We start from the raw sequence: 12427 nt of genomic DNA, 5'->3' as shown, positions 1-12427 counted from the left end.
CTTGGACCGGATCTGGCGCGGCCCGAGCGGCAGCCGCGACGCGCCGCCGTAGAGCGTCCCGCGCCCCTCCTCCCCCGGCTGCGTCACCGCCGGTCCCGCCCGGGAAAGACCAGAGGGTACGGAGACATGCGCACGTGTTCCGCCGCGAGATCGGCAGCTCCGCATACCCGGTCAGTCCTTGTCCGCATTTGCTCCCCTTCGAGTGCGCCATTCGTGGTCTGTGCAGGGACGGCCAGTTGAGCCCGGCGAGGAGGGCGCGACGGGCACCCACCTGCACACCTGCTCCCCGCCGGGGGTCTTGAGGAACGACGCCGCCGCAGCCTCGTTCAGCAAGTACGACGGCGCCGGCGGCCTTCAGATTGACAGGCATAGAAATTTGGGTTTCAACCTTCAGTGGAAGGTTTAATAGTTGTAATGGTCGATTGAGGAATGAAGTTGCTCATCGATGGGCGCGGGAGGAACACTGGGCACGTTCCTCGATGAGGAGGTAGACGTGTCGAGGGAGACGGGCCCGACCATCGCGCGGTGGCAGCTTGGCCGACAGCTGAAGTCGCTGCGCGAGGCGGCGGGCATCACGCAGATGCAGATCGCGGAGGTGCTCGGCTGCTCGGAGTCGAAGATCTACAAGATCGAGAGTGGCGACGTGGGCATCGGTCGTGGCGACCTACTGGTGATGATGGACCGCTACGAGGTGAAGGACGACAGCCACCGCGAGGCAGTCCTCGACCTGCAGAAACAGGGTCGACAACGAGGCTGGTGGAGCCGGTACGGGCAACTGCCGAACAACTACGCGACGTACGTCGGCCTGGAGGCCGCCGCGACCACCGTCCGCAACTTCGAACTCGCGGTCATGCCCGGTCTACTGCAGACCGAGGAGTACGCGAGGGTCATCATCAGCGCTTCGCGCCCGGATAACGAGGGCGAGACCGAGCGACACCTGCGCCTCCGGATGGAGCGCCAGAAGCGGCTCGAAGACGACCCACCACTGAACTACTGGACGATCGTGGACGAGAGCGTCCTGCACCGGGAGACCGGCAGCAGGGAGGTCATGCGGGAACAGCTACGCCACCTGATTGACATGAGCAAGCGGTCCAACGTGACCGTGCAGGTGTTGCCGTACAGCGAGGGGTGGCATCCCGGCACGCTCGGATCGTTCAACATCCTGGAGTTTCCCGAGAACGTCCACTCCCCCGTGGTCTACACGGAGACCCTTGCCGGCGACGCATATCTCGAACGCCAGGAGGAGATCGGGCGGGTTAGCCTGACGTACACCCACCTGCACGCGGCCGCGCTCAGCGCCACCAAATCCCGAGAGCTGATCGCGGCTATCGCCAGAGACCTGGCGTAGACCGGAAGGAGGCGCGACGGTGAATCTGTCTAGCGCCCGGTGGCGGAAGAGCACGCGGAGCAACACGAACGGCGCGTGCGTCGAGGTGGCGGATCTCGATGCGGCCGTAGCCGTACGGGACAGCAAGGATCGGAGAGGCCCTGTCCTGGTCTTCGCGCCAGGAAGCTTCACGTCGTTTGTTGCAGCACTCAAGGACGGCACGTTCCTCGGCTAAGCACCACCCCAACGTTTACGACGGGAAAAAGGACGGACGCGGTGGAAGGTCTTGATACCGCCCGTGCGGCCTGGCGGGAGAGCACGCGGAGCAACGCGAACGGAGCGTGCGTCGAGGTGGCGGAGCTTGCCGGCGGTGTCGGCGTACGCGACTCGAAGAACGTGACGGGTGGCCTACTCGTCCTCGCGCCGTCGCGATGGCGGGCGTTCATCGCCGGAGTCAAGCACGGCACGTTCACGACCTGAGGCCGACAGCCAGCACAACGGCGGGGAGCGGTTTCGGGACTGACCCCTCCGTTCAACGCGCACCACGATTGAGCGGCGGAACTATCGAGGCGGAGCACGGGCGTTACGCGAGAGTCAGTCGTTCCCGCCGACCGGCGACGATATCGGTTACGGTCACCGCTCCAGGAGACGGGGAAGGAGGACAGCGCCGCAGGACAGCAGGAAGCAAGCGGCGATGACGCCGATGCGGCGCCAGGGAATGTCCTCCACACGGCGGTCGACCAGGATGGAAAGGCTCAGGCCGAAAGCCGTTCCCAGGACGATCCAATTGATGACGGCGAGGACGAGTTCGCCGGCCGGCGTCTCGGACCACCACGGCACGGTGCCACCGACTGCGGCGAAGAGCGACACTCCGGTTAGGACGATCAGCGGACCGGCGATGCGGAACCTGATTGAGGGGTTCATCGCTCGTAGCCGTCCTCGGTCCGGTCGTCCCTGTCGTTCGCCAGCTCCACGTCTGCGGCATCAACCGACCGGAGTCGCTGCGCCTCGCGCTCGTACCCCGCACGCTCCTCCGCGGACATCTCGCTGTACCGCCGTTGCACTTCGGTGAAGGCGCGGCCCATACCCTCGGCGTGCCACGGATTCGATGCTGCCGAACGTAGGCTCGCGCCGCCGAGAACGCTGCGGGCGAAGGAGCCGAGCGGGTGATCATCGCCGTGGATCGCTGCCAGTTTGGCGAGCATGGCACGAGCCAACGGCTGCTGAGCTACGTCGTCGTGCATCGTCGAACCCTCTCAGTAGCCCGCGGGGTGGCGGTAGGACTGTAGCTCCGGCAAGTTATCGACCTTGAGTTTCGCGTCGATCGCCGAGATGGTGCCGGCGATGGCCTTGTAGCCGGCTTCGGCGTTGCCGAATACCGCCGAGATTTCCTGGTAGAGGTTGTAGGCCTGCCAGATGTAGTAAGCGGCCACGCCGTAGCCGACCGCCCCACCGACGATGGTCTCGGACGTGGCTGTGCCCACCACCGCGGCGGCGTTGACGATGATCAGAACGTCGATCAGCTTGCCGATAAGGCCACTGACGACGTTCCAGAGGTTCTTCGTCGCGTCGGCGGTCTGCATGTAGAGCCGGTGGTACTCGGCGCAGACCGACTGCAGGTGCATGGCAGCGCTAGCAACGCGCAGCTGAAACTCCTGCTCGGCCTCCGCCGCGTTGCCTCGCCACACCGATGGCACATCGCCGGCGCCGGCCGAGAGGTTGCGGCCAATGTCCATTGCCGCCGCGCCGATCTTGCCCCAGGCGGCGGCGCAGTGCTCGTAGGCCTTCCAGTCACCGCTGAAGTTCTTGGCCCACGCCTCGAACGGGTCCCACCCAAACACCCATACGCTGACCTGCCGAACCCACGCGGCCGGGCTGATCGCGTCGGAGAGCAGATTGATTTCCCACTTCTCGACGCCGCTGAAGTACGACGGGTCAACGAGGTTGGAGGTGGGCTCTGCGGCGTCACCGAAGGCCGCACGCTGACGCGCCCAAAGGTCGGGGCGGCCCTGCGCCGTCGTTCCTCGAACCGCGGCCGGGTCCTGTGCACCCGCGTAAGTCGCGTCGAGGCGGGACGCGGACGACTCGTCCGAGCGCCGGTAGTCGCTCTGCGCGAGGTTGATTTGAGTGGCCGCGCTCTTGGTTATCTCGGTGAGATTGCTGAACGCGTCTGACATCTCGGTGTATGCCTTGTAGTGCGGCCCGGCCATGATCATGATGTAGCCCTCTTCGCCGAACGAGAGGTCGCAGTGCTTCACCATGTACTGCTTTGTGTCGGCGGCATCGCCTGAGGCTCGATGCAACAGGTTGTACAGGCCGTTCATGCCATCAACATCAGCAAAGAACCCGCTCATATCCCCCACCCGAGCTAGCTGAAGTGCCCGGCGATCATAGTGACCCGGGGTTCCCGAGCACAAAGCCCCTCGGAGGCAGCCTTTAAGCACACCCGCCGATTCCATCACATCGCGACCAACAGAGAAGCCACCGGATCATGAGTCACCTCAAGCGAGGCGATCGCGCTGGCACGCAACGACGGGGTCGTTACCGTCTTCGGCGGGCGGCGTCAATCCGCCCGTATCACGGCCGTGCTCGTCCAGCCCGCGATACAGACGCCGACAGCGACTGATTACGCTGCTGCCGCCTTGGCTCTTCTGTGCTGCTGTCGCACGACATACATCCGTATCCCATCGCCGGCTGGCCACGTCGGCCTACTTCGAAGCGGACGAGCGTGCGTCGGCAGCGGCCACACTCGTCGCCGAGCTGTCCGCTGCCGGGGGCGACTCCGGAACGGCGCCGCTGGGCCCGACGCACCGCGTCGGCGAAGGCGGCGTGCTCTGTCCGGAGCACGACCCCGGGATCGGGCCCGAGCAGAGACGCCGTCGAGGACCACACCACGTCCCCGATCACCGCGCTGGATTCGAGGATCGGGGTACAGGGCCGGATGTTTACTCCCCCACGCTTCGCCTCCATCGCCTCGGCAGACAGGAAGCCATCCGGGTCCGGCTCGACCCACAGTGTCACCGGCTCTGTCTTCACCTCCTGCTGCGAGATCCGCTGCATTTGCGGGATGAGGCGGCGGAGGCCGACCAGCGGCGCGCGGGGCAGCCACATCTCGACGGTTTCGGCCCGCGTGAGATCGTCCCGAAGCCACTCCAGCACCCCACTCGTGACCTGCTCGGTGACAGCCGAGAACCCGAGCGCCTGCTGCCACGGCACGTGGGTCGCCTGATCGAGCAGATGCGCGAAGAATTTCCAGACCGCGTCCGGACTGGATCGCCTGCGGTGGAGCTGGTCGACGGCGGCGACAACCACGAGATGGTCACGGGCGCGACTGGCCGCGACGTTGAGCAGGCGAGCGCCATCGCCGCCCGCGTTGCCCTCCGTGAACCACCGGTGCAGCGGCTTCACTCCCAAGCCGGTGTCGACCGTGTCGTACACGACGATGTCCCGCTCGCCACCTTGAAAGCGGTGCACGGTGGAGGCAGCCCACTCGTCCAGGTCCGTTTCTGGTAGCAGGGACTCCAGGAGTCGGGCCTGGGCGGCGAACGGGGTGATGACACCGAGGTTGCGAGTGTCGTCACCGGTCGCGCCGAGGAGTGCGGCGACCAACTGAACGTGCATGAGGTTGTACCGCGACGACAGGCCCTGCTTACGCGCGGTGCGAGCAGCAAGGGTTGACGTGTCGAGGACCACCAGCTCGCCGTCGGCCCAATCCGCGCGGCTCGGGCGAGACCTCGCCGACAGGTCTGCTGCGGTAACGAGTGGGCTTTCCGGATAGAAGGCGGTGCTGACAACGTCGTTGATGCTCTCCCGCATGCGGTACTGCTCGGTCAGCGCAGCCAGGCGGCCCGGCGGCTGCTTTCTGGCAACCGCGACGTCCACGCCGGCCTTCTCAAACGGACTCCGGTGAAGCCATTCCTGGGCCGCTGGGGTTTCCGCGACCACGACCGGGGGCAGCTGGCGGAAGTCTCCGGCGACTATCGTGTGGCCGCGCCCAGCGCCCGCGACCAGCATGGCGAGCGCAGCCGTCGTCATGCTCGCCTCGTCGAGGACCACCACGTCGAAGGTGATTTCCTTCAGTGTCTGGAGGACCACCTGGTGGGAGGTCGCGGCCACGACGGTGGCTTCCTCGCAGACCTTACGACGTACCTGCTGGAGCGCCTCGTCCAGCACGCGTACAGAAGCCGTGCACTCCGCGATCTTCGTCTCCAGGTCCAGCCGGCTCGTCTCCTGCTCCGCGCCGAGGTGCCGATGACGTCTCTTCAGAGTGTTCAGCCGCTCGCGCAGGTCCCGGAGCTTCTTTCCCTTCTCAACCCGCGACGTGGCAAGCGGAGCGCCACGCTCCGCTGCGACCTCCTCGATAAGGACGGGTCCCTGCTTGCGACCGATCAGTGACGGGTCTGACGGTTGACCGAGACGCACCAACCCACCTCGCCCAAGCTCCGGCAGTCGCTTCAACGTGGCTTGCACCGCCACGTCGAGCGCAGCGTTCGTCGGTGCGGTGAGCAGAACGCGTTGTCCGCGTTCACACAGTTCGGCGACGAGTGTCGCCAGCGTCGTCGTCTTGCCCGTGCCCGGTGGGCCCCAGACCCAGGTCACTCCGGGAGTCAATGCCAGCTGGACCGCGTACCGCTGCCGCTGGTTGAGATGCTTCGCCTTGACATCGGGGAGCGCGACGGCAGCATTAACCTCGCGGCTACGCTCCACCACGGCCATCGCGGCCGCGGCGTCGAAACCCGGCCCGCCGTTGACCAGCTCCCGAAGCCGGCGACTCTGTGCGGAGAGCAGCCAGGACAAATCGCAGCGCAGCACGGCCTCACGCGCGAAGGGCGCGGCCGGCGGCATGGAGAGCGTGACGACGTTGCCGAAGACCGAGACGACCTCGACGTCGAACGGCACCTTCGCCACGATCAGGGTGGCCTGCATGCCCTCGGAGACCCCGAGATCGCCCTCTGCCTCGAATCGCGCCAGTCTGCGTTCTCCGGCTTGCGCGACCCGAGTCCCCTCGCTCAGGGGGACATCCTGCAAGGTCCGTTTGTCAGTCACAGCTCGCAACTCGTCAAGCAGAGCACGGGAAGCGTGGTCCGCCACTTTCGACCACCCGGCAGGTACGGGGCCCATGGGCGGCGGCTGTTCCACCATGGGGATGCCAATCGACGAGGCCAGCCGCCACACCTGTGCGGCTGCCCGCCGAGAGACGGCATTGGCCGATGAGTCGCGGTCGCTCTGCACCGGCACCTGATGCCGCGTGGTTGACCGCTCCTCGGATGGGCGAGTAGGCGCGACGGGCGCAGCCCAGCCGCGCGGCACCCACGTGTCGCCCTGCAGGTCGGCAAGTCCGTGGGTGGCACACGCGAGATACAAACCGGTGCTGTCGGTACGTAGCCCAGCACGTCCGAGACGCTCCAGCAACGCATCCTGCGGTACAGGTCCACCCGACAACGCCTGTTGGACGGCCTTGATGAGCCGGCGCTCCGATCCAACCCCCACAACGACCTCCGCGGACCATAAGCTGCCCAGGTCCGATCGCGGGCTCGCACGCCGACGCTGCACTCCGAGCTGCCCGCCCCAACGAGGGCGATGACCGTTCCGCTTCGCATCAGGCATGGCGTAGAGCAACAAGACCATCACTGTCGCAGCACACGCTATGAGCGAATTAGTCGCTTGGGGGCCGCCTGGACGGTCGAGATGGCTGTCTGGTCCGCGACCGTCACGCGCCGCTTCTCGATCAACATCAGCCGTCCAACCGATCGATGGTTTGCCGACCCCGTGCTATACGATCATGAGACAGGCAGCACCAGTGGTCGTCTGTTCCTGAAGCGCCTTGAAAGTCGTCGACGATTTCCGGCCCGCAGCTTCGGGCGTGCCGTCTGACGCCCTCCGCGCGTCGTTGATCTTGAATGTCGGACCGCCGTGGCAGGATCTGCGCCATGACGACGCAACACCCCAACGCCCCGCAACTGCCGACGCGACGCCTGGTCTACGGCCACGCCCAGCTGCACGATTGTCTCGCCTTCGCCGACGCCGACACCGCAGCCGACGAGGCCCGGGAGATCGTCGCGATCGCGTCTTCCCGTACGTGGGGCGAAGCCCGTCGTGTTGCTCCCCGCCACATCTGGAACCCGGTCGGCCCCGACTACCACGATCCCGACGACGGGCCCGCCGACGACGAGCCGTTCGACATCAACGACGTGGGTTCGGTGCAGGACGGGAACTGGCCTCCCATGGTGACGGCACGCACGCTCAAGCTGCTGCCGAAGGACCTGCAGGCGCGATTCGGCGAAGACACCGACACGGTTTTCAATGGGGACTATTTGGAAATTCCGCTCTTCCACGAGGCCGAACTCGTGGCGGAGCTGCGGGAACGCGGCTTCGAGGTCAGCCGGGACGACGACCTGATCAACGTCCTGGACGGGCGCAGCTTCGGCTCAGTTGACTGACGTGCGGCGGTCGAGACTGACCTCCCGGTTCGCCTCGACCGCGCTGTCGCGCTGCTCACCCGGCCGCGCGATCGTTGCCAGACGCTCATTGACTTGCCTGCCTGGTCGTGGGGAAGGTTGGGCACCCCCGCACGTGCGGGCCCGCCCCGCGCTCACATAGCAACTCCAATGAGCGGTACAACACAAGCGCTGGCCATCGAGGTCATCTATCCTTAGTGGACGACTGGCGAATGAGATGTCATAGGCGCGAGGACTGCCAGGGCCGAAACTTGTCCCAGTCCCGTGGCCCGGCGTTCGCTTCACACCTGCCGTGGTCCATCGGTCGAAGCCACAAGGACCACTCCGGCAGCTAACGCTGTCCCGCCGGATCTAGCACCGACCTGTCTCCACATGCGAGAGTGCATCGACCGCCACGCCGGCACATGAAGTTACGCATGGCGAATGAGGGGAGCAGCTGTGCCGTTCCAAGCGCCAATCACGATCGCCACCGCACTTGAGCGGATGAGTCGGCACGACTACGTCCTGCCGGCGATTCAGCGCGAGTTCGTGTGGGGAACCGACCGGATATGCAAGCTGTTCGACAGCCTGATGCGCGGCTACCCGATCGGCTCCTTTCTGTTCTGGAAAGTAAACGGCGACCAGGTGAAGTCGTACACGTTCTACGACTTCGTACGGACGTATCACGCGAGGAACTCGCCACACTGCCCCACTCTCGACGTGGAACGCGGGCGAGATGTGACGGCGATCCTGGACGGCCAACAGCGACTGACCGCACTGAACATCGGCCTCCGCGGATCACACGCCGACAAACTGCCCAGGATGCGGGCGAACAACCCGCTCGCCTACCCGACGAAGAAGCTCTACCTCGATCTGCTTTCTCAGGGGCAGGACGAAGAACTCGAACTCGCCTACCACTTTCGGTTCCTCACCGCCGCGGAGGCGGCCAACCCCCCTGAGGGCACATTTTGGTTTCCGGTCGCGGACATCCGGGACATCAACGAAGGTGACGAGGTCTTTGACGTCACCGCCCGGCACGACCTCCCCGTCTCAGCCGGTCGCGTGCTGTTCAAGCTCTACGACGTGGTGAAGCGTCAGGCACTGATCAACTACTTCGAAGAAGAGGATCAGAGCCTGGACAAGGTGCTGAACATCTTCATCCGCGTCAACAGTGGCGCCGTCCCGCTCTCCTTCAGCGATCTGCTCCTCAGCATCGCCACCTCGCAGTGGCGCGACCGGGATGCTCGCGAGGAGATCCACGAGATTGTTGACGACCTCAACCGAACGGGTCTTGGCTTCAACTTTGACAAGAACAGCGTACTCAAGGCCGGTCTCGTCCTGTTGGGCAAACGCGACATCCGATTCAAAGTCGACAACTTTGACCGGCACACAATGCTGGAGATGGAGGAAGGCTGGGATGACATCGAGCGCGCCCTCCGCCTCGCAGCTCACCTCCTGAGCGACTTCGGTCTCTCGGCTGCGACCCTGCCTGCGAGCAGCGTGATTATTCCGCTTGCTCACTACGCACACCTCCGACAGCTCGACGAAGGCTATCTCCGGCGAGCGGCTGAGGCATCGGACCGGAACGAAATCCGCCGGTGGTTGTTGCGGGCGGTGATCAAGAGTGGCATCTGGGGCAGTGGACTCGACACGCTGCTCGGCGGTCTGCGTGCGGTACTGGACGTCGAGGCGCGCGCAGGATTCCCCCGCGTCTCTCTCGAGCGGGAGATGGCGCGGCAGGGCAAACCTCTGCGGTTCGATCCATTGGAGATCGACGACCTGCTCGACCTGAAGTACGGCGGAGCCAAGACGTTCGCTCTGCTGGCACTGCTCTACCCCGGTGTCAATGTTCGCAGCGCTTTCCACGTCGACCACGTATATCCGCGGAGCAGATTCACTGCAGCCCGGCTTCGCGCCGCAGGCATCCCTGATGGTGACATCCCGGCGTACCTCGAACGAGTCGACAGATTGGCGAACCTACAACTTCTGGAGGGCACGGAAAACGTCGACAAGCGTGCCTCCCTTCCGTCGGACTGGGCTTCGCGCGCCTACCCTGATCCCGCCGCGCGTGCTGGCTACGTGGCTCGCAATGATCTCGGAGAACTGCCAGCACTGGACGACTTCCTCCGGTTCTACGATCGCCGGCGGGAGCTCATGCGTGAGCGGTTGCTCGATCTACTCGGCGTTGACCCCTCCGCGATGGCCGAACCCCGTCCGGAGCGGATGGACGGGTCACCGAGGTCTTCAACGTCGCCCTTAGCGAGCAGCCATTCCTCCCATCGGCGCGACATTGCCGCACACATCGTGTCGGCATTTGCCGCCGCGCCGGCGGATACCTTCCTCACCACCACTCAGATCAGAAACCACCGGAGCGACGAATACGGCGACGAGTTTCCGTCCGCGGGAGCAATCGCAGCGCGCCTTTTCCCTGCCACGGGACGATGCACGGTGCCCGGCGTCGAACCGAGCGTGAACGAACGGGGGGTTCGAGGAGCTAGAAAGGCGCCGCCGATCGCTGACTGACCTCGGCAACTCGGCTGGCTAGTGGGTCCCGGCTCGTCCGTCAGTTCAGCGAAACTGACGATCCTGGGCAACGCGGATCCGCTCTCGCCACTTCGGCGCGACGTCTATGACGAACACCTCGACGACCTGCGCCTTGAGAGCGGCGGCGTACCAGGTCCGGGCCTCCGGTCGGAAGCCACGAGCCGCCTGCTCATCGCTGAGCAGAGGATCAGCCGGTGCCCACCGCCCAGCTGTGCACGAACATGGATGAGCTTCAGCGCGTCCGTCAGCACCTTGTGCTTTTGGGTCACCTTCGCTGGTCCTTGATGTCCCCAAGCCTCGACAAGGGTGGGTGGAGCATGACTGACACCGTCGACGTCCACGTACTCACCTCCCGGCAGATGGAGCCTCGTCACGGTGACCGCATAGCCCAGCTGCCGAGAGACCTCCTCGACGATCACCGCCTCCGCTCCCCGCTGAACTCTGCTGCTGCCCGCCGGAAACTCCGAGAGCGGCTTCTCGTCGGATTCACCGGCATCTCGCGGACGCGGCGGGATAACGGAGGCCGACGTCCCAAGGGCCGCGGTCGGGTCAGTGAGTAACGCCCCATCTCAACACGGATCAGGTCTGCATAGCGAATCGCATGATTGGCTGGGGCGTTCACGCACATGCGTGACGTCACATGCGTACGGATGGTGCTCTCGGCGTACGTACTTCCTCTGCCGATCAGCAGCCGAACAAACTCTTCAACCGTAAAGCCGCCGTCGACACTCCGAACAGCGAGTTCCGTGGCTGCCTCGAGAACCTCGCCGCGACGGGTACGCACCGCCATGATTCAGACCCTACGACCGCACAGCACTGCGGACATCAGCCGAAGAGACCCCTCACGACGGGTGCGGCTGCCCCAGCTCGGCATGGCAGACCAGCGCTTGCTGCCGACACCGCTCCGCCAGGTCGGGGTCGCTACCAACCTCGAGTTGGTGTGCCAGCGCCTCGAAATCGTGCAGGGCTTTGCGGTACTCGCCGGCGAGCATTCGGAGCTCAGCCATGTCGAGGCGTAGCAGGAGGATCTGCGGGTCGAGGTAGTCTCGTCCATCATTGGCCGTTCGTAGAGCGCTTTCCAATACCTCGGCCGCCTGCGTGAACCGCTCCTCCTCCGCCAGTTCCTGCACACGCGCCCGCGCTTCGGCAAGGTCGGTACTGAGCACCCGCGCCGGCAGCTGCACAATCGGTGAACCCTCCGTGCGCCCGGACACGTGATTCGCGGTAGCAGTGAGAGGTCGGTGCTCCCCTCCGACGAACGGCGTCAGCAGTTGACCAACCTGTACTGCGGACGCCGGCCGTTCTTGGGGGTCCTTGGCGAGCAAACAGAACACCAGGTGCGCGAGATCGTCGGGCACGTCGCCCCGGTGTTCGCTGACAATAGGGACCGGCGCCTGCCGGTGCTGGCGCAGCATGTCGAGGGCATTATGCGCCTCGTACGGCGCGTGCCCCGTGAGCAACTCGAAGAGGATGCAACCCAGCGCGTACAGGTCGGCTGGCGGGCCGACGGGACGATCGGACGCCTGCTCGGGAGCGAGGTAGGCCGGCGTGCCGAGCATATGACCGGTCGTCGTGAGGCGCGACGCCTCGGCCGGCCCCAGCAGGGCGGCCACACCGAAGTCCAGCACCTTGACGGTTCCGGTCGGCGTGACGATCACGTTCTGCGGCTTGAGGTCGCGGTGCACCAGCGACGCGGCATGCGCGGCAGTGAGCACCGCGCAGATCTGCGCGGCGATCGAGGCCGCCTGCGATGCGGGGAGCTGACCCTCCTCCGCAATGAGATCGGCGAGGACCACACCCGACACGAGCTGCATAACAATGAAGAGGTCATCGCCGTGAACACCCAGGTCGTGCACGGTGGGCACGCCTGGGTGGTCGAGCCGCGCGGTCGCCCGCGCCTCCCGCCTGAAGCGCTTGGCCGCGGTCTCCCGTTCGTCATCCGGCAATTCCATCTGGCGAAGGAACTTGATGGCCACCGGCCGGTCGAGTCGCTCGTCGTAGCCTGCCCAAACCTCCCCCATGCCGCCGCGGCCGATCGGATACGTCAGTTCGTACCGATCAGCGATGCGATTGCGCGCCTGCACTCCCGGCCTCCCCGTTTGCTGGTCGTGCGCCCCCC

Annotated in this window: 11 protein-coding genes; 6 read left to right on the top strand and 5 right to left on the bottom strand. The window is 65.5% G+C overall.

Going from position 1 to position 12427, the window contains the following annotated elements; genetic code table 11:
* Window positions 1–493 precede the first annotated feature (493 nt).
* Genes AB0J06_RS16820 through AB0J06_RS16810 form a run of 3 tightly spaced genes read left to right on the top strand, consistent with a single transcriptional unit; the run spans window position 494 to window position 1807 of the window.
* Window positions 494–1348, top strand: coding sequence for a helix-turn-helix transcriptional regulator (locus AB0J06_RS16820; RefSeq protein ID WP_357429359.1), 855 nt, complete (start codon window positions 494–496; stop codon window positions 1346–1348).
* A 19-nt stretch (window positions 1349–1367) separates the two neighbouring features.
* Window positions 1368–1562, top strand: coding sequence for a DUF397 domain-containing protein (locus tag AB0J06_RS16815; protein WP_357429357.1), 195 nt, complete (start codon window positions 1368–1370; stop codon window positions 1560–1562).
* A gap of 41 nt (window positions 1563–1603) precedes the next feature.
* On the top strand, window positions 1604–1807 hold the full coding sequence (locus tag AB0J06_RS16810) for a DUF397 domain-containing protein (protein WP_357429355.1): 204 nt from the start codon (window positions 1604–1606) through the stop codon (window positions 1805–1807).
* Between the two features lie 153 nt (window positions 1808–1960).
* On the opposite strand, the gene AB0J06_RS16805 is transcribed toward AB0J06_RS16810, so the two are convergent.
* From AB0J06_RS16805 to AB0J06_RS16790, 4 genes are all read right to left on the bottom strand, one after another.
* Window positions 1961–2251, bottom strand: a complete 291-nt coding sequence (locus AB0J06_RS16805; protein WP_357429353.1) for a hypothetical protein — start codon at window positions 2249–2251, stop codon at window positions 1961–1963.
* Entirely contained in the window at window positions 2248–2571 is a 324-nt protein-coding gene (locus AB0J06_RS16800; protein WP_357429351.1) for a hypothetical protein, read from the bottom strand. The genes AB0J06_RS16805 and AB0J06_RS16800 overlap by 4 nt, the downstream gene beginning before the upstream one ends.
* 12 nt (window positions 2572–2583) lie before the next feature.
* A complete protein-coding gene (locus AB0J06_RS16795) occupies window positions 2584–3681 on the bottom strand; it encodes a hypothetical protein (protein WP_357429349.1) in 1098 nt (365 codons plus the stop codon).
* A gap of 223 nt (window positions 3682–3904) precedes the next feature.
* Entirely contained in the window at window positions 3905–6817 is a 2913-nt protein-coding gene (locus AB0J06_RS16790; RefSeq protein WP_357429347.1) for an AAA domain-containing protein, read from the bottom strand.
* Window positions 6818–6907: 90 nt separating this feature from the next.
* Between AB0J06_RS16790 and AB0J06_RS16785 the strand changes: the two genes are divergently transcribed.
* The 3 genes from AB0J06_RS16785 to AB0J06_RS16775 all read left to right on the top strand — a co-directional run bounded on the left by AB0J06_RS16785 (window position 6908) and on the right by AB0J06_RS16775 (window position 10287).
* A complete protein-coding gene (locus AB0J06_RS16785) occupies window positions 6908–7201 on the top strand; it encodes a hypothetical protein (protein WP_357429345.1) in 294 nt (97 codons plus the stop codon).
* A gap of 56 nt (window positions 7202–7257) precedes the next feature.
* A complete protein-coding gene (locus AB0J06_RS16780; protein ID WP_357429343.1) occupies window positions 7258–7767 on the top strand; it encodes a hypothetical protein in 510 nt (169 codons plus the stop codon).
* Between the two features lie 456 nt (window positions 7768–8223).
* Window positions 8224–10287, top strand: a complete 2064-nt coding sequence (locus AB0J06_RS16775; protein ID WP_357429341.1) for a DUF262 domain-containing protein — start codon at window positions 8224–8226, stop codon at window positions 10285–10287.
* Between the two features lie 863 nt (window positions 10288–11150).
* Here the strand turns inward: AB0J06_RS16775 and AB0J06_RS16770 are convergent.
* On the bottom strand, window positions 11151–12392 hold the full coding sequence (locus AB0J06_RS16770; RefSeq protein WP_357429338.1) for a protein kinase: 1242 nt from the start codon (window positions 12390–12392) through the stop codon (window positions 11151–11153).
* Between the last annotated feature and the right edge of the window lie 35 nt (window positions 12393–12427).

This window comes from Micromonospora sp. NPDC049679, from assembly GCF_040659735.1.
Taxonomy (GTDB): Bacteria; Actinomycetota; Actinomycetes; order Mycobacteriales; family Micromonosporaceae; genus Micromonospora_I.
The sequence above is the reverse complement of the archived record's forward strand: the minus strand, read 5'-3'. Positions and strand labels throughout refer to the sequence as shown.

Excerpts from the sequence above, each read along its gene's own strand:
- AB0J06_RS16805 (WP_357429353.1), bottom strand. The coding sequence starts at position 2,251 with ATGAACCCCTCAATCAGGTTCCGCATCGCCGGTCCGCTGATCGTCCTA.
- AB0J06_RS16800 (WP_357429351.1), bottom strand. The coding sequence starts at position 2,571 with ATGCACGACGACGTAGCTCAGCAGCCGTTGGCTCGTGCCATGCTCGCC.
- AB0J06_RS16785 (WP_357429345.1), top strand. The coding sequence starts at position 6,908 with ATGACCGTTCCGCTTCGCATCAGGCATGGCGTAGAGCAACAAGACCAT.
- AB0J06_RS16795 (WP_357429349.1), bottom strand. The coding sequence starts at position 3,681 with ATGAGCGGGTTCTTTGCTGATGTTGATGGCATGAACGGCCTGTACAAC.
- AB0J06_RS16780 (WP_357429343.1), top strand. The coding sequence starts at position 7,258 with ATGACGACGCAACACCCCAACGCCCCGCAACTGCCGACGCGACGCCTG.